Source organism: Arcticibacterium sp. GJ41-1, assembly GCF_055808875.1.
Genome location: NZ_CM147888.1, coordinates 600,209 through 619,884, shown reverse-complemented (window position 1 = coordinate 619,884; position 19,676 = coordinate 600,209). Strand labels below are relative to the sequence as shown.

Annotated in this window: 10 protein-coding genes; 5 read left to right on the top strand and 5 right to left on the bottom strand. The window is 38.1% G+C overall.

All coding sequences use genetic code 11. The features are described 5' to 3' along the window. Positions 1-85: 85 nt before the first annotated feature. From cobA to AC0L6O_RS02545, 5 genes are all read left to right on the top strand, one after another. On the top strand, positions 86-862 hold the full coding sequence (cobA, locus tag AC0L6O_RS02565; protein WP_473306093.1) for a uroporphyrinogen-III C-methyltransferase: 777 nt from the start codon (positions 86-88) through the stop codon (positions 860-862). Beyond that, positions 855-4,367 (top strand): molybdopterin-dependent oxidoreductase, encoded by a 3,513-nt coding sequence (locus AC0L6O_RS02560; protein ID WP_473306091.1) that lies wholly within the window; start codon positions 855-857, stop codon positions 4,365-4,367. Before cobA ends, AC0L6O_RS02560 begins: the two co-directional genes overlap by 8 nt. A 9-nt stretch (positions 4,368-4,376) precedes the next feature. Then, positions 4,377-5,804 carry a rubredoxin gene (locus tag AC0L6O_RS02555; RefSeq protein ID WP_473306089.1) on the top strand — a complete coding sequence of 476 codons (1,428 nt, stop codon included), beginning with the start codon at positions 4,377-4,379 and terminating at the stop codon, positions 5,802-5,804. A 303-nt stretch (positions 5,805-6,107) separates the two neighbouring features. Further along, positions 6,108-7,397, top strand: a complete 1,290-nt coding sequence (locus AC0L6O_RS02550) for an alginate export family protein (RefSeq protein WP_473306088.1) — start codon at positions 6,108-6,110, stop codon at positions 7,395-7,397. A 38-nt stretch (positions 7,398-7,435) separates the two neighbouring features. After that, the gene (locus AC0L6O_RS02545; protein WP_473306086.1) at positions 7,436-8,770 is read left to right on the top strand and encodes an MFS transporter; all 1,335 of its coding nucleotides are present in this window, start codon (positions 7,436-7,438) and stop codon (positions 8,768-8,770) included. A gap of 57 nt (positions 8,771-8,827) precedes the next feature. Here the strand turns inward: AC0L6O_RS02545 and AC0L6O_RS02540 are convergent, their stop codons facing one another. The 5 genes from AC0L6O_RS02540 to AC0L6O_RS02520 form a co-directional block, all read right to left on the bottom strand. Next, the gene (locus AC0L6O_RS02540) at positions 8,828-10,999 is read right to left on the bottom strand and encodes a PepSY domain-containing protein (RefSeq protein WP_473306084.1); all 2,172 of its coding nucleotides are present in this window, start codon (positions 10,997-10,999) and stop codon (positions 8,828-8,830) included. A gap of 1 nt (position 11,000) precedes the next feature. Then, complete coding sequence (locus AC0L6O_RS02535; RefSeq protein ID WP_473306082.1) at positions 11,001-11,492, bottom strand: DUF2271 domain-containing protein; 492 nt, start codon at positions 11,490-11,492, stop codon at positions 11,001-11,003. Positions 11,493-11,505: 13 nt separating this feature from the next. After that, entirely contained in the window at positions 11,506-12,999 is a 1,494-nt protein-coding gene (locus AC0L6O_RS02530) for an ankyrin repeat domain-containing protein (protein ID WP_473306080.1), read from the bottom strand. A 288-nt stretch (positions 13,000-13,287) separates the two neighbouring features. Next, the gene (locus AC0L6O_RS02525) at positions 13,288-13,794 is read right to left on the bottom strand and encodes a lipocalin family protein (protein WP_473306079.1); all 507 of its coding nucleotides are present in this window, start codon (positions 13,792-13,794) and stop codon (positions 13,288-13,290) included. Positions 13,795-14,006: 212 nt separating this feature from the next. Continuing rightward, positions 14,007-19,631: a T9SS type A sorting domain-containing protein gene (locus AC0L6O_RS02520; protein ID WP_473306077.1), complete on the bottom strand. Its 5,625-nt coding sequence runs from the start codon at positions 19,629-19,631 to the stop codon at positions 14,007-14,009. Positions 19,632-19,676: the final 45 nt, after the last annotated feature.

Sequence of the window (19,676 nt, the reverse complement as noted above, 5' to 3'; positions counted from 1 at the left end):
TTCTTTCGATTTGCTTTTTCTACTATATATACATTCATTTGTAATACAATATTTCAGAATACAATTAGGTATTAATACTCAGTTTATGAAACTATCACTTATAGGAGCAGGGCCAGGCGACCCAGACTTAATCACACTAAAGGCTATCAAAACCTTAGCTGTGGCTGATGTAATATTATATGACGCCCTCGCCAATCCATGCCTGCTCTCCTACGCATCTAAAGAAGCGGAGCTGGTTTATGTAGGAAAAAGACTAGGACAGCACAGCGTATCACAAGATGAAATCAATAGAATAATACTTCAAAACACACTTGCGGGAAAACATGTAGCTAGACTAAAAGGCGGCGACCCCGTAATTTTCGGAAGAGGTTTTGAAGAAATGGATTATGTACGTGCTTATGGTGTAGAAACTGAAATCATTCCAGGAATATCAAGCTCCGTAGCAGTACCTTCTTTAAAAGGAATTCCAGTCACAAAACGAGGTATGGCCGAAAGCTTTTGGGTAATCACTGGCCATACCAAAGACAGAGAACTACCAAAGGACATGGAACTGGCCGCAAAATCATCTGCCACCATTGTCATCTTAATGGGGATTAGTAAGATTGACGAAATCATGGCCATTTTTTCTGCCAACGGAAAAGAAGCAACTCCCGTGGCTATCATTCAAAATGGCACTACTCCTGAAGAAAAAACAATCACAGGAGAGGTGTTCAATATTGCCGAAAAGGTCAAAAAAAACAACATAAAAAGCCCCGCTATCATAGTTATAGGAGAAACCGTAAGGCTTTGCCCTGACTACATCAACAGCTATTTGGCCACAAACCATTTAGTAGAAAACGAAAAACAAGCAAAGCATGGTTAAGAAATATAAATCTACTTGTAGTTACTGCGGAGTGGGATGTGGCGTTGAAATCACAAAGGCCACAGACGGCAAAATAACCTTAGAGGGCGACAAAGACCATCCAGTTAATAGAGGAATGCTTTGCTCAAAGGGAATGAACCTGCACTACACAGTTAATGACAAATCTGACAGGCTACTTTATCCTGAAATGAGAATGCACAGAAACATGCCACTTCAGCGAGTAAGCTGGGACAATGCCATAGAAAGAACAGCCGCCGTTTTCAAAAGTTTAATCAAAAAACATGGCCCAGAATCTGTTGGCTTCTATGTTTCTGGACAGTGCCTTACAGAAGAATACTACCTCTGGAACAAGTTAATGAAGGGCTTTATAGGCTCTAATAACATTGACACCAACTCAAGATTATGCATGAGCTCCGCCGTGGTAGGTTATAAAAAAACCTTAGGAGAAGATAGCGTTCCGGTTTGTTATGACGACATAGAACTAAGCGACGTAATTTTAGTAGAAGGAGCAAATCCAGCATGGTGTCATCCAATATTATGGCGAAGAGTAGAGGCTCACAAAGCCGCAAACCCAAATGTCAAAATTATATGTGTAGACCCTAGAGAAACACAAACCGCAAGCAGCTCAGACCTTTTTGTGCCACTCATACCTGGCACAGATGTTTATTTCAATAATGCGATTGGGCGATTATTGATTGAAAACGGCTTTACAGATAGCAAGTTCATTGAAAACTATTCTGATGGTTTTGAAGCCTACAAAGAAAAAGTTTTTGAAAAAAGTATTGAAGAATACACTGAGATATGCGGCATTGAAACTGAAAAAATCATAGAAGTGGCTAAATGGATTGGCGAAGCAAAAGGCTTTCTTTCTATGTGGACTATGGGTTTAAACCAAAGTGTCATAGGTGTCAATAAAAACCTATCGCTTATCAATCTTTCCTTAATCACAGGAAAAATTGGCAAACCCGGCAACGGCCCTTTCTCTCTTACTGGCCAACCAAACGCCATGGGAGGGCGAGAAGTAGGAGGACTTTCAAATATGCTGGCCTCTCACAGAGAATTAAGCAACCCTGCCCACATAGCTGAAATGGAAGACTTTTGGGGCGTAGCCGGTATCTCAAACAAACCAGGACTATCTGCCACAGAAATGTTTGAGGCACTAGACAGTGGCAAGCTAAAAGCCATTTGGATTATTTGCACCAATCCACTGGTGAGTATGCCAGACGTCAACAAGGTGGAAGCTGCTTTGAAAAAAGCAAAATTTGTAGTGGTTCAAGATATTTCACAGAATGCCGATACAGTAAAATTTGCAGACGTTATACTTCCAGCCGCTGGATGGGCCGAAAAAGAAGGTACCATGACCAATGCCGAAAGGAGAGTCTCTTACTTAGAAAAAGTAGTGGACGCACCAGGCGAATGCCTACCCGATGCAGAAATCATTTGCAAATTTGCTACTCAAATGGGCTGGGGCAACCATTTCAAATACAATTCGAGTTCAGATATTTATGACGAATACGCCAAAAGCACTATTGGCACCAACATCGATTGCTCTGGGATAAATTACGAGCTACTAAAAAAAGAAACCAAACAGTGGCCATACCCAGCAGACAAAACATTTTCTGGCAATAACAGCCGCCTCTTTGAAGACCAGATATTTTATACGCCAAATCAAAAGGCTCAAATACATGCTGTGGACGGAAAGAACCCTTCAGAGCAAGTTTCAGAAAAATACCCCCTAGTACTGCTCACAGGTAGAATTAGAGACCAATGGCACACAAGAACAAAAACAGGAAAAGTAAATAAGCTCAATCAGCATATTGACAGCCCATTTTTAGAAATCCACCCAGATGATGCAGCGGCTAGAAAAATCAAAGACCAACAGGTGGTCATGGTCAATGGTAAAAGAGGAGAAGTAAAAGTAAAAGCGAAACTTACAGAGACCGTAAGGAGGGGAACTTGCTTTCTGCCTATGCATTGGGGTAAAATAGTCAACAATTCTTTCGCAAGGGCTAATAATTTGACAAGCGATTTGGTAGACCCAATTTCAAAAGAACCAGATTTTAAATATGCCGCTGTTGAGGTTTCTTTATATAAAAAACCTAAAGAGAAAATCATCGTTATTGGAGCTGGTTCTGCTGGGCTAGGATTCATATCGGCCTATCGTCAGCTAAACCAAACAGATGATATAGAGGTATTTTCAAAAGAAATATATCCATTCTATAACCGCGTGATGCTTCCTGACTATATCAGCGGTACGCAAAACTGGAATCAACTGGTTAAACTAAGAGAAGACCAGTTTAGCGAAAACAGAATCAAGGTTCATAAAGGAATCAGCATTGAAAGCATTGACAAAAAGAATAAAGTTGTCATTGATTCCAAAGGAAATGAGCACAGTTACGACAAGCTTTTTCTAGGCATGGGAAGCAGAGCATTTATGCCAAGAAATTTTCCGAAGATTCCTGGTATTTTCAACATGCGAAGTCGAATTGACGCAGACTCTATTGCTCCATTTTTAGCTAAAAACGGAAAAGCAATTATTGTGGGTGGCGGTCTTTTAGGACTAGAACTAGCCGCTTCTTTAAGAGAAATAAATGTACCCGTAACGGTAGTACAGCGAATTGGTAGATTTATGGATAGGCAACTAGACCCTATGGGAAGTGCTATTCTTCATGAAGAAATCCAGGCTCTAGGTGTTGAAACTTTCTTTAACGACGAAGTAGAACAATTTTATGGTACAGATGCCATAGAAGGAGTCAGACTAAAATCGGGCAGAAAACTTGACTGCAGCCTAATGGTAGTAGCGGCAGGAACCAGCCCAGCTATAGAAATTGCGAAAGAAGCTGGCCTAAAATGCAACAGAGGGATAGAAGTAAACGAATACCTTCAAACCTCCGACCCAGATATTTTTGCCTGTGGCGAAATAGCCCAATGGGAAGGACAAATGTGGGGAATTACCGCAGCAGCAGAACAGCAAGCCGAAGTGGTAGCTAAATATTTAACAGGCGACCTTGCCGCTCACTACAGAGGTTCACTCTCCATGAATATCTTAAAAATGGAAGGCGTGGAACTATGCTCTTTAGGAGAAATAGAAATTCCCCAGGGAGCGAAAGACTATGAAGAGGTCATATTTATTGACAAAGCGAAACGCTATTACAAAAAATGTTTGGTCAAAAATGATAGGCTCGTCGGGGCAATTTTGATAGGTGACAAATCGGAGTTTTTAGAATACCGTGAACTTATTTCAAAAGGTATTGAACTATCAGAAAAGAGACTTCAATTACTTCGCTCAGGTCAAAAAGCCGAACCAGTGAAGGGGAAACTGATTTGCTCTTGCAATAGCGTAGGCGAAGGAAACCTCAAAGAAAAAATTAAAGGCGGCTGCACCAAATTTCAGAATTTATGTGACACTACGGGTGCAGGCACTGGCTGTGGCTCATGCAGACCAGAGGTAAGAGGAATACTGGAAGAGACCTTAAGAGAACAAGAAATCTTAGTACTAGACTAGCACAAAACCATGACAGGATATTACACCATCAGAGTAAACTTTATAGGAGGAATAGCCTCCCCAGGTGAACTTCAAAAGATTCTTGCCATTGCCGCAGAATGCGACATCAAACAGGCACGCTTTGGGCTTCGTCAGCAAATGATTATGTACCTTTCTTATACGCATGAAAAGGCATTTATCTCCAAAATGAATGCGGCGAAAATTGATTTTTACATAGACGACAATCCTCACCCTAACGTCATAAGCTCTTACGTATCTGAAGAAGTTTTTCAAAGAGGAAACTGGCTGAGTGAGGGTATTTACAAAGACATTCTTGATGCTTTTGACTACAACCCAAGCTTAAAAATAAATATCTCAGACAGCCAACAGAGCTTCACGCCATTTTTCTCTGGGCATATAAATTTCATCTCGTCTGACCAACCAAATTTTTGGCATCTATATCTTCGTGAGCCAAAATCTAATGAACTCATAGCCTATGACAAGCTAGTTTTCAGCAACGAAATAGCCAAAATATCAAAACTGCTAGACGAACGAATCTCAGCAGGAAATACAAGTTTTGACGGCTTGCCGAACATCATATCTGTACCTGCAGAAAAGAAACTAAAGCTGCCAAAGTTTACCCTTCCTTACTATGAGGGCTTTAACAGGTATGGCAAAAAATCTTGGCTTGGCATATATAGAAGAGGGGAAGTGTTTGAAACTTCGTTTTTACAAGACCTTTGTAGGCTTTGCCTGAAAACTAAAATTGGAGAAATATGCCTTACGCCATGGAAGTCAATTATTATCAAAAATATTCAAGAAGAAGACCGAAACGACTGGAGTGGCCTGTTAGCGAAACATGACATAAACGTAAGACATGCGGCCAATGAACTCAACTGGCAAATAGAAGACACTTCTCCAGAAGCACTTGAGCTCAAAAACAAACTAGTGAGACACTTCAACAAAAAAGACTTAAGAACTTTCGGCATTTGCCTTGGCATAAAAACTTTTCCAAAGACAGAGGTTTATGCTTCCATTTTGGTCAAACAAAAAAAGATCAAAGCCCTACCCTTTCTTAAACTTTATGACATCACTTACACTACGGACTATGACCCAAATGGTAGAAAAGTAGCCTACTTCGCAAAAAACATCTTTGGCTTTTCACTACCAGAAAAGCTTCGAAAATCTGTCTTAGAATTTAACGAGCACATAGCCTACGAATCAAGATTCAAAGACATGCCTAAAAAAGACGAAGAAGAGGTCATAAAAGAGCAGCCAATACTCCACCAATGCTCAGCATGCCTAACCATTTACGACCCAGCCTATGGCGACGAAATGAACAACATACCACCAGGTGTAAACTTTGAAAACCTTCCAGAAGAATACTGCTGCTCTGTTTGCGAAAGCCCAAAAACAGCTTTCATACTGACCAATACAAAAGAAGTGGTTTTAGCGTAAAAACCAACAAAATTATTGATACTCATAGAGAACCCAATCTATGAGTATTTTTTTTGCCCAAATTTCTAATAAAAAAAAAGACAACACCACTTTTCGACATACTATTATTTTTTACAAATACTCATTATGCCATATTTTAAATGTTATTTCTGACTTTATTCGGAATATTATTGCACATTTCTAATATATATCGAGAAATAGTATAAAATAATTTCACCAAAGAATTCGTAGTTATACTTTTGAGTATCTAATAAGTATTAATACTCATTGGCATTAGCCAGCTATTCAAATTTTAATCAAACAATGATGAAAAGAATAAACTACCTAGGAGTTAAAATTCTCTGCGTTTTCCTACTGAGCTTAATTGCTTTTAAAGGTGAAGCCCAGTTTAAACTTTCTGCTGAAATAAGACCAAGGTCTGAATTCAGAAACGGATTTAAAACACCAAGTTCTGAAGGCTTTGAACCTGCCTTTTTTGTGGAACAGAGAAGTAGAGTATACTTTGAATACGCAGAGCCTAAATACAAGCTAAAATTAGCTCTTCAAGACGTGCGATACTGGGGTGAAGTTCCACAGATTTTTAAAGCTGATGTAGGTAATTCTTTTCTAAGCGAAGCTTGGGGAGAACTGATGCTCACAAAAAAAATATCGATGAAAGCTGGGCGTCAAATTATTTCTTATGATAATCAACGATTTCTTGGTGGTTTAGAATGGGCACAGCAAGGCAGAAGGCATGATGCATTACTCTTTAAAATGGAAGACCCTGCCCTTAAATCTAAACTTCATTTAGGTTTTGCTTTTAATACAGATGATGATATAGCTGAGCCTGCTTTTTTACAGAGAGATGGTGCCAACTTTTACTCTTTAGGTGGTCAGTATAAAACCCTGCAATACGCTTGGTACCACAAAGACCTTGATGGTGCAGCTTTTTCTTTACTCGCTTTAAACGCGGGAAGTCAAAATGCAGACAGTACGGTTTCAAACAAGCAAACCTTGGGTTTTATTGGTTCTAAGAAAGCAGGTAAAATAACCTTCGCTACAGATTTATATTACCAAACGGGCAAAATAGGAACCGCCAAAGTAAGTGCTATTCTAGCAGGAATTAATGCTACCATAAAAACCAAAGCCACTCCAATCACCATAGGATATGAATACGTATCAGGTCAAGACAACAATGACGCATCAGGCAAAATCACAAGCTTTAGCCCAGACTACGGCACCAACCACGCTCACAATGGCTTTATGGACTATTTCTATGTAGGCCCTGCAAATGGCAATGTGGGTGTTCAAGATTTCTATATCAAAACTAAATTCAAACTCGGCAAAGGAAGTCTGATAGCCCAAGGACATGAATTCCTCACTGGCTCTGAACAATCTAAAGAAGGCGGAGAAATATTGAAGGCTGCCATGGGCACCGAAATAGACTTGGTTTATGTACAAAAAATAGGGGCTGACATCACTTTTAACCTTGGTTTTTCTCAGCTTTTTGGCACAGACACCATGCTGGCTTTAAGACCTGGAAACCTAAAATCAAATAACTGGGCATGGGCTATGATAACCTTCAAGCCTACCCTTTTTCAATCTGACAAATAATCTCAAAATCGAATTTCTAATCTTTAAACAATACTATCATGAATACACTAAGCTCCGGAGAAAAAGCCGTTAAAATAGACTTATTTAGTCTTGGTACTATTCAAATGAGAACCTTCCATTTGACATGGATTGCCTTCTTTTTATGCTTTTTTGGTTGGTTTTCTCACGCACCATTAATGAATGCCTCCATAGGGCCAGACCTAGGCCTTACTGCCGCACAAAAAACCTTAGCCTTTATAGCTTCGGTAGGAATCACCATCATAGCCCGATTAATGATTGGCTCGCTTTGTGACAAAATTGGACCAAGAAAAGCTTACGTCTACCTTTTAGTTTTTGGAGCATTTGCGGTAGCCAGCTCGGCCTTTGCTTATGACTGGACTACCTACCTAATCTCAAGACTAGCCATAGGGGTTATAGGTGCTTCTTTTGTTATTACACAGTATCATACTTCCGTTATGTTTTCACCAAAAATAGTAGGTTTGGCTAATGCCACTACTGCTGGCTGGGGAAACTTAGGAGGTGGTGTAACTCAAGCTGTAATGCCATTATTAGCTTCTGGAATGGCTGTATGGGGCTTTTCAAATTCTGAGTGGGCACAGTGGCGTTCGGCTATGTTTGTTCCTGCTATTATTATGCTCGTGGTAGCTTTCCTTTACTGGAAATACACCACGGACTGCCCAAAAGGAAACTATGACGACTTACCGAATGACAGACCGCAGGTCAAAAAAGGCGAAAAAGGTCTTTTTGCCAATGCTGCCAGCGACTATAGAGTTTGGGTACTTTTCTTAATGTATGCAGGCTGTTTCGGCATGGAGCTTTTTGTGAATGGAAAAGCGGCTACCTATTACCAAACAAGATTTTCATTGGACGAAACCTCCGCAGGATTAATAGCTTCTCTATTCGGCTTGATGAACCTTTTTGCAAGGTCTACCGGCGGATGGCTAGGTGATAAATTTTCTGTAAAATCTGGCCTTACTGGGCGAGTTAGATGGCTGGTAGTGGTCATGGTGATAGAGGGTATGTTATTGATGATTTTCTCAAGAATGAGCCTATTACCATCAGCCGTAGGTATGATGATATTCTTCAGCCTTTTTGTTCAAATGGCAGAAGGAGCTACTTACTCCGTAGTACCATTTATAAACAAAAGAAGTTTAGGTGCAGTAGCAGGAATAGTTGGTGCTGGAGGAAATGTAGGAGCAGTTTTCTATGCTCAATACATGCTTAGAACAGGTACACCATTAGAAGATTGTTTCTTGATTTTTGGAGCAATAGTTTCCGTTATAGGACTAGTAGGCTTTAGCATCAAATTCTCTGAAGTAGATGAGAGAAATGCTGTAGAAGAACAATTAAGACTAGAAGCAATACCGGTTTAATTCAGTTTAATAGATTCCTTGAATGCTCCTCGACATTTGTTGAGGAGCATTTTTCCTTTAATAACAATCGCTTAATATTCTACCTTCTGCTATCAATTCATTGACCGAAGGTAAATCGAACTCCGCCAAAATTTGCTCTAAATTCTCATAAACACCTTCTCTCATTTTGAGTGAACCACAAAGCATTATTTGACCACCTGCTTTTAAGGTACTAGCTACCATAACCTTGTTTTGACGAACCACGTCTTGCACATAGGTCTTTGGCATTTCTCTGGAGAATGCCAAATGACACGCTTTCAATCCACCAAAATCATTAAGTAGCGGCTCATATAATGCGAAAGAATCCTGCGTTTGCCCTCCCCAAAGCAGAAACATTTCAGCTTCCTTATTGTTTTCGACAAAACCTAAAAATGGAGCTATGCCTGTTCCGTTTCCTATGAGCAAAACCTTGCTCGCATTCGCATCAGGGTAAAAGCTTTCGTTTCGTTTTAAAAAGGCTTGAATTTCGTCACCTGTGTTTAAAGCTCCTAAATAATTAGAGCAAAGCCCTGTTCTTTTGACACTTAAAACTATTCTGTTTAGGCTTTTAATAAAGGCTATGGAATAGTAACGCTCTATGTTGCTATCGGGTAAATAAACCCCTAACAAATCGCCAGAATTCACATTCCCTACCTCTTCTGGTATAGCTATTTCTAATAAAAAAGTATCGTCCAAAATGTTTTCAGACTCCGTTTTACTAACCACCCAAAAAGGCAAAGTATTAGAATCTCTTGATGGCTCTAGTTTATTCAAATCAACATCCAATTCCGATTTAGTTGTTTTTTTCCAGGCTTTTAGCCAATCCAAAAACTCGGAAATAGAAAGGTCATTGACGGTTTTGGTCTTTGTTGCTTCCTTTGCATAAGGTAAAGCCTTTAAGGCATTGGCCGTGTCAAAAGCAAATTGACAGAAATTTTCATAGCTCTTTGAGCCAAAACCTAAGACGGTATAAGAAAAAGGGTGTTCTGCAAATAAGCCTTTTTCTAACTTTTTGAGAAAAGCATCAGCATTTGACGGAGCGTCTCCATCACCATACGTGGATGTAAAAACCAACAAGTGTTTCATTTCAAAAGCCACAGTCACCTCATTCATTGGACATAAAAAAGCTTTCACACCCTTTTCTAAAAGTGCACTTTGAACAGCTGACGCAAACCTAAAAGTGTGTCCCGTTTCCGAACCTACTAAAATGACATGTGTCGCTTCTTTTATGCTTACCGTATTCTTTGGTCTCTTTTTAAGCTTAGACCAGCTCATTTTTATACCCGAATAAATAAAGAACAGGGTCACAAACGAACTTAAAAGCAACAAAATGGCATACACTATACCCAAGCCTTCGCCAGTGTGCCACTGAAAACTAATGTCATGAAGAGTGGCCGCTAAAGGCTGTTTTACTTCTGAAACTAGTGCTCCGTTTTCCTGATTTAACAACAACGTTTTTTGATGAAGCTTTAGCTCAAAAAACTCTTCTGGGTCTGGTGAAATAGGGAATAAAACCTCCTTTAAATCGCCCAGTTTAATTTTTTCAAAATGATTTTCTTCAGAAATAACCTGATAAGACATTTCTGGTGTTTCAGTTGCTTTTGAAGGGAAAAACCTATCAATAAACAGCCATGTAGCGGATAAAGAAATAACAACAATAGGTATCAAAAACAGTCTACCAAAGCGAGCATGATTATCCCTATAAAAGTCTAAGACAATGATTTTTGAAAAGAATTCTTTCCAATTTCCTACACGCTTTATCAAAAGAAAAACACCACTTCCTGCTAAGAAAAGAAGAGCCAAAGAGGCTAAACCAACAAAAAATCGGCCCGTTTGTTTAAGAAAAAGAGAACGGTGTAAGTCTCTACAAAAGTCAAATACAGGATGCTCGCCAACTACGTTTTTAAGCTCAGAACCATCAAAAGGATTTATGTAAAAAGTGCCATCGGCAACTTCTCCTATTGCCTCAATTTTAATATTCCCATAATTATCACGGGCAATACTAAACACCTCTAAGTAGACTGCATTTAAGGTAGCAATCAAGTCACTCAAAAGGATATCATCTGCTCCTGAGACTGCTTTTGGGTGCAATATTGGCTCAAATGACAATACGATACCCGTGCCTGCAGCTATAAACAAAAAAATGCCGGAGAAAATGGCCATCCCAAGATGGACATTCCTCCAGCTGAACTTTAAACCGTTTCTTCCCAACTTATATTTTGATTAGTTTGACATACCTGATGTAACCAGTTCCGTTTTTACTAACTCCCACATTAGCTGCTTTCAAATCCATTTGAAGGTCTTGCTCTACATACTTTTGATTTTCTACTGAGGATTCAAAACGTAGCTTATAGCCACTATCAATCTCCGATTCGTCAAAAGTTAATGAAATCACTTTTCTACTCCCTGCCGTAATAGATGCTCCTGAGATACCGTCTAGATTCTCTTTTTTCTTTGAGAAAAACACCCACCAACTAGGAATATCGTCATACCAGCGTTCTTCTTTCCCAAAAACATGCAATGTTCTTTGATACTCCCCTTTTGGGTTTAAAAGAGAAACTACCACATAGGCTCCTTCTCCAGTGTAATTACTAAGCTGCACCAAACACTTGTACTTTGATGGGGCTTTTGATGAAAAACCGCTTGACACAAAGAATGCGAGTGCCAAAAATGCCACGGTAAATATTGAATACTGTTTTCTCATTTTTCTAAATATTTTATTTACCGGCTTTTAAAAAGCTAATATCGGTGTTTTGTAAAGCTTCGTTTTCTGCTGCCAAATCATGTACAGACTCTTCAAACTCCGTTTTCTTCTTAGTATCGGCTCCATTATTTACCAAAAACTGAAGCATACCTGTGTCTTTAGAATTCATGGCCGCAAAGTGTAATGGCGTATAACCATCAGCATTTAATTGATTAATATCTGCCCCTGTTTCTAACAAATATTTCAACAAGTCAAACTCTCCTTTTTCTATAGCAATGTGCAAAAGAGCTTGTCCTTTAGTACTTACTCCTTTACTTTTCAAATACTCCAACTTCTCTGTATAATCTTTCAAATTTCCTCTAAAAGAGTTTGTAAGTAGGTAAGTCAAATTGTTTCCTTGTGCGTTTTCCCAATTAAGCTTGCCGCCTTTTTCAACTAATAAGTCGAGTACATCAGTACTGTTATTTCCTGCCACCGCTAATGCCAAAGCTGTTTGTCCTTTATCATTTTTAACATTTACGTCATTTGACTTTGCCAACCAATAAGCTACCACTTCTTTACTGCCCCTAGAAGCTGCTAAAAGCAAAGGTGTTTCTCCATCCGCATTAGCAGAATTTGCATCTAAACCTGCATCTAAAAAGAAGTCAAACACTTCTGTATCTTTTACTCTTCCTGCCAAATTGTGTAATGCAGACTGTCCTTCTTTTGTAACATTTGCAGGATTTAAGCCCAAACTTTTAAGATATTCTAATAGCTCAAAACTTACTGAAGCAGACCTACCTCCACCCACAAAATTGAAAGCATTTTCGCCCGTTTGAGCATTAGGCTCATAGCTTATTCCTTTTGCTACCAAACCTTTCAATGTGCTTACTTTACCGCTAGAAACGGCAGCATGGAATAAGCCATTCCCGTTTTTATCTTTCGTGTCTAAGCTTAGTCCTTTTTCAACAAAATAGTCTAAAAAAGACAAGTCTTTAAGCCTGCCTACAGCCACCTGAGCTACGTTTCTGCCATTTTCATCCCTATCATTTACAATGTCGGCTCCATTAGCAAAACAGAATTCATAAAGCTCCTTATCTGCCTTACCGCTTTGGGCTACATGCATGAGCAAAGACTGGCCATGACTATTGATAAGGTCTGTTCTTGAGCCTTTTTCTAATAACAACTCCATTACTGGCAAATTCCCTTTCATGGCTGTCCACATAAGGTAGTTATTGGAGTGGTGTGTCATTTGATTTACATCAGGTCCTTTATCTAAAAGGTGCTTAACGGTCTCAAAAGGAGCATCCGCCATAATGGCCAATAATGTTCCATCCCAGCCGCCAGGACCCATTTCTAAGATATCATTCCCTTCTGCTATTTTAGCTTCAATGGTTTCTATACTCGGCTTTTTAGCCCAAAAACCTCGGTCATGAAATACATTTTTACTCTGAGCAAATACGCTTCCCGTAAAAAGCAAAGCTGCTAGCAAAGAGAAGCCAACCTTAAGTCTGTTTTTTAAAATCATTGCAAATTCTGTTTAATATATTTCCGCTTTAAAATGCCTACTTCAATAAGCATTAGCTCCTGTCGGGAGAGTAAGAACCTCCTTTTAAGCTTTAGAACCCCAAAAGGCCCTTTCTTATTTGGACTAATTACAAATTGAGTCGCAAAGAAATGAAGCAAAGGTGTAGAAAGCAAGGCTTATTTAGAAAAAATCTAAACAAGGTCTACTCCCAGAATAATTAAGCATAAAAAAGCCGACTCTGAGATTCAGAATCGGCTTTTAGAGCGTAAAATTTTTCTTAGAAAAAGATTACTTTGTGAATTTGTAGTCTATTGATATAGAATCACCTTCACCTTCAATAGTATCCTCTTGGTCATAAGACAGAGATAAGAACTCAAACAGGAGTCCAGCTTCAACTTGTGTAGATGTTTCTTTATTTAGGTCAATACTTGGCGTACTTAAAACTAAGTTAGAACCATCAATTGCTACTAAGTAAGTATCCTCATAACCACCTTCCATCAATACAAGGGTACCAGCAGAGGCATCAAAAACGTAAGTGCCTTCATACTCATCTCCGTCAGAATCAGTATTGACAAAAGTTCCGTCTGACTTGAACTCGTAAGTTGAGTTAGTGTAATAATTATCAAGCAAGGCTTCTGCAGTTACAGGATAGGCTTTAGCATCAACAATTAAATCAACACCCGTCATAGACCATGTTCCTTCTAAGGAAACCGGGGAAACCTCGTCATCGTCTTTAGAACATGAAGATAAAATAACCGTGAATAAAAAAAGAATTGGCGTAATCTTACGTAGCATAATATGTTTTTATGGAATTAATAAAGTTTAAAATTAAACTACCCCATACAACTATTAAACCAAAAAAAGATTGCACCAAGAAACCTCTGTGATTTATACTAAAAGAACACTTTAAAATGCCATTATTTATAGGTGTAGATTGTTTAACAACATTTCCCTCACAACTCAAAAAAACACATTTAACATCCTTAAGACATGTACATAAGCTAAATTTATCTCTTAATGACTTTCTTAACTGTTCTCACTCCTTCTAGTTCTAAACTTAATAAATATATTCCACCTGCTACTCCGCTCAAGTCTATTCTCATTTTTCCATTAGAAAAATCATAACTGAACGAAACATTCTTTCCATCCATAGAGGTTAAAATAGGTAGAGGACTTTCTTCTGAACTATAATCAACAAAAATGTAAGTATCTGTTGGGTTAGGGTAAGTATTAAGGTTTTCTATACCATTTATTTCTGAACCCAAAATTATTAAGTTCACCGTAGCAGTTCCCTCAAAAATACCCGCTCCGCATTCATCTGTTAATGCAGTGATGGTATACTCCGTTGTTTGAACTGGAGAAACAGAATACTGAAATGGACTGTTTTCAATGCTTAATGCGGAGCCATCTGAAAGAGTGACTTGCCATGGGCCGGCATCTCCTAATATTTCAATGCTTATTTCGGCAGAATCGCCATAAGCAATCGTTGATGTTCCTGTAATTTTTGCTGTTGACTCTTCGTGATTTTTGACTTGAATGGTGTCTGAAAATGAAGAACAGTTATTTGATACTATTCGAGCAAAATAAGCTCCTGTCTCATCCACCGTAAGGAGGGGAGCATTATTTGACAAAAGCTCATTATCCTTATACCATTCGTAGCTTAAGCCTGCACGCTCCTCTTCAAAATAGAGTTGTGTTAAACTCCCTTCGCAAAATGACTTGGATTCAAAAAGCACTTCCCTTTCAAAATCTTTTCTTGTTAAGAACGCTTTTGAAGCAATGCTACAATTTCCTTTTTCGTAAAAAACTTTATACAAACCACTTTCTTTAACTTCATAAGCGGTATTTGACCCAGAATAAACAGTTGTTTCATTTTGAACAAATCTATAATTTAAACCTTCCTGTTCTTCAGCGGTAAGCATAACAGAAGTACCTGGACAAAAGACAGAATCTATCGGGTTATAATAGAGGGTATCAACTATATTCAGGTTTTCTATGTAAACTTCATCACTTGCTATCAAACAAGAGTTTCCTTCTAATAACCCAGCATAATTCCCTTCTGCTTCTACCTTGAGGGTTTTGGTAGCTAAAAAAGATAATATTTGCCCTTCTTTTAACCATAAATAAGGTCCATCGTCATCATTTAAATTTTTCAGTTCAACCGACTCTCCATTACATAGGTACTGATTGCTTTCTCCTAAGTTTAAATCGGATGAGTTTTTAAAATTAACGGTTAAACTATTCGAAAAACCTTCACAACCACTTTGAAGACCTTTTAATTTATAAACACCATTATCTGATAGTTTTAAAGCAACATTTTGAACACCCAAAGGCACATCATCCTTATACCACTGGTACTCATTTAGCCTTGAGAACGATTCTGCTAAAGTTAAATAAAAGTCATCTGGAATACATTCTTGGAAAATCCCTTCCGGTAATTTTTGAGAACTAAACCTTATCTCTGGATTTTCGGCTATTTCTACATTAAACACTTTTTTATATAAGCCTTTGTCTTTGACATCATAAACCGCTTCATAACTAGCAGATTCTGAAACCTCCAAGGAGGACTCATTATTCGATAGCAAAACCCCATTTTTATACCATAAAATACTTAAGGCTCTATATAGAGAGAGGTCAATTTCGTAAAAAGTTTCACCACATAAACTAATATTTGAAGTATCTACCCTAACAAATTCATTACCGTCCAACTCTAAGTTAAAAAGCTTAACTGTATCTGAAACTATAGGACAAACTTTGCCATCGTGCGTTATAACTTCTCCTTTCACAAAATAGGCCCCTCCGCTTTGAGGATAAATGTCGCCATTAAAGGAACTGGGGTTAAAGCCTCTCCCTGCATAGAGTTGGTCATTATTTTTATACCAATCAAGTCTAGAGACTCTATTAAACAAACCATTGTTTAATAGAGCGTTGGTATTAAAATTAACATATCCACTAAGATTGAAACTCACCTTTTCGGATCCAAACTGTCTTAATTTAGTTTTAATTGTATCAACATAGCTAACCTCTACAGCAGAACTTACTACACTACAATAACCTCTTTGCCCTGTCGCTCTGTAAACTCCCTCTTCTTCAAAAGTTTGAACAAGATTACGTCCTTCAATTAAAATATTATCTAAATACCATTTGACACCACTGTAAACTGCATTATCATCTTCACTGCCCAACCTTAGCTTAAATGAAGTTTGCTGACATAACTGGATAGTTTTTGAGTAATCAAAGTAGCCGTTTGACGCTGCACTACCTTTTTTATTATCTATCAATAATTGAGCGGAGATAATTTTGGTTCGCTTAAAATTAAAGGGTTCAGACATTGACTCACAATCCCTTAATTTGACCTGAACACTATATTCCCCATCTTCTAGCACATTTAGAACGGGATTATTCTCATTGGGTAAAACTAAACTATTTTTACTCCAACTATATTTAACATCAGAAGAGTAATTTGACACCTCCAGTTTACTAATTCCAGAATCACAGCTTGCTTCTTGATCATATGAAATTATAGGTTTATTTATTCCCCCTAAAAAATCATTGGCGTTAAAGCTTCTAATATTGCCAGCTGCACACGTTTTACTAGAAGCATTAACAGCTATAACATCATACGCTCCTTTATCAGAAGTAGTAAAGGACGAGGAATTTGCCCCTTCTATTAATTCATCATTTTTATACCATTTGAAACTTAAATCTTGGTCGTTAGATTTAGATAGCACCTCAAATCTAATGGAGTCACAGAACGGCTTTTCAAAAGAATCTAAAAACTGATTATACTGACCTGTAAATCTATATAGCTTGCTTCGATAGGGCTCGATAGAACCATCGGAAACCGATAATTCAAAAAATACCCCCTTTACACTGCTATACTGTTTAAAGAAACTTGGTGGAATGTAGGCTATTCTAGCTGTATCATTACTTACAATTGCGGTCAAGCTATCTTTCCTGTCTCCTGAATACATCCTAACTATAAAATTTTCACCCGTTGGTAAATTCATATTACTCGTCATAGGGATCTTTATTTCTGTATTTGGACACAAATCACTTTGAGCTAGCTCTTCCAATCTCATAAAATTACTCTCCCACAGCTTTACTTCGAAGTACTTCTCTGTCCTACATCCATACGCTCCAACTGCCATTATTCTATACAAACCTACAGATGTACTGTCAGCAGGTACAGTAATTACAGATTCCGTTGCTGTTAAACTCTTAAAAAATAATGGTCCTACATCCGATTCTACTTTGTTATAATAATAAAACGAAGGCACCTCCGTGGAATCCGAAAGCGGAGGATATGTTGGGTTGGGAATGATTAATTCCCCCAAAGCAACTTCCAAAACGGGCGGCACGTCAAACGCTATAGGGTCTTTTATTTCAATACTGAAATCGCTTTCATATTTGCATCCTGCAGGACTTTTTGACTTAAGCATATAGTAACCATTGTCTTGACTGGTTGCATTGAAAATGACCAAAGAATCTCCGCTTCCAATAACAGCTCCTAAGGGCGACAACCATTCAATGTTATTAGCTATGCTGCCTGAAGGTTTTATTGAAACAGTGTCATTTCTACAATAACTGAACGAACTTGGTAAAGACGGACCTATATCTACCGACTCAGTTGGTAGATAGCACTCATCTACTTTTGCTAGCAAAGAGTAACTTCCAGATTTTAAAGCATCAATTGAAGTTTCATCATCATGGTTTAGCTTTTCCCCATCTCTATACCACCGATAACTAACCTCTACATTTGAATCTGAAAGCACCGTTTCTAAATTACTACCAAGACCTCCTGGCAAGCAGGTTTCTGTAAGTGCAATACTAGGTATTTGCTTTAGGCTAATTTTTATTGTGTCAGAAAACTGTATGCAATTGCCAGGCCCCTCCACTTCTGCCCAATAAAGGCCTGGTTCATTTACTGTTAAATAAGGTAATTTAGTTTCCTTTATAATAACTCCATCCTTTTTCCACTTTTTAAAAAAATCAGGATTTTTTTCAACTAATGCGAGAGAGTAATACTCTCCTGAGCATATTTCAACATCCTTTTCTCCAACTATTTCCTGTGTATCATTACTTTCAAAAGGAAAAGTAACTTCTTCTGTTTTCCCAATACAACTCTTACTTGGGTCGTCATAGTAAATCCTGAATCTGCCATTTCCAGCAATATTGATAGCGTTAGTATTCAATACCTTTCTATCATCATATAAAAGAAAATAATTAGCGTATTTCAGCATGGGGCTTATTGGACTAGAAATACCTATGCCATTACCACAATTTGCACTTTTATCTAAAACAAGTGGTAAGTCAAAGGTGCTAGACTCTTTTAATATAAGTGTATCATAAACAGTGCATGCCCCTTGAGTTAACTTTAAAAAATAGCTTCCACTATTTACTTGCTCACCTGTTTTATACTTGTTCTCTTTATTATCAGTAATGGAATAATCACTATACGCACCAGCCAATGAGAGAACGTAATCTTGATCTGCGTCAAAACAGTCCTCCACTACCTTTTTCCCCTGAAAATCATTAAAATAATAAGAATAGTCTGGTGTAAGCCCAAGCTTTACATTAAATGGTTCACTTTCGCTCACACAACCATCCTCTTTAAGTAGTACAGAGTAATTCCCTTGTTCATTAACTTCAATAGCTTTGCCTGTTTCACCTACTAACTCCTGCCCATTCCGCTTCCATAAATATGACCTTTCATTTGCAAAAAAAGTCCCCCTACTTAATGACAAAAAACCTTCCCCACCATTTTCACAAATTGTCGTTTGTCCTTTTGAAGAAGTGCTTGATTGTACATAAACTGTATTTTGTAAAGCCTGCTTTACTTTTACCTTCTTGCTGGTATATTCACAATCGCCAGAACGTATTTTAAACGAAAAAGAACCTGCAGATGAATTGTTAAACTCCCATGACTTTTCAGATATTAAAGTGTCATTTTTATACCACCAAATCTCAACATCCTCATCCAAAACCAAGCTAGATTTGTTTATGCCAATGGTAACATAAGAGTTACTGCAAAAAGAAAGAGAATCTGTGCCACCCCAATACGCTGTACTATCATTAATACTTTTTAAATAACCATAAACCTTGTAGGGACAGTCTTCGTTTTCAACAGTAACCAATTCCTTATACTTTGTCTGACAGCCAAACATATCAGTGATGGTTAGAGTATACTCACCTAAATTTTCCTTAGTGAAGTTAGTAACTCTCGGACTCTTCTCGGTACTCTCAAAACCCTCTGGCCCTTCCCATTTAAATGTAGTGGTTGGCGTAGAATAGTTTGGATTTAAATTAATAGTCGCTCCAGAAACGAAATAAGTTAGTCTAGAAAATACAAGTTCTTCGCGTCCTATCTCAACAAAAGTGGTGAACGACAAACCTCCATCTATCACAACTTTATATATTCCTTGATTGTCCTTTGATACGTTAGGAATAATTGGATTTTGGTCATTACTAAAAAAACCGTTTGGACCTATCCATAAATATGAGCTGCCTCCACTGGCAGCTAACTTCAAGGTATCAGCTCCTGAGTTGCATATTGGACTATTTGAACTTATTGATTGTGAAAAGCCAATTTGGCAAAGCAAAAAAAGAGCAGATAGTAACAGTGTTCTCATTAGAAATATGTGGTTTATAAAAAGAGTATGCAACAAAGCTATTAA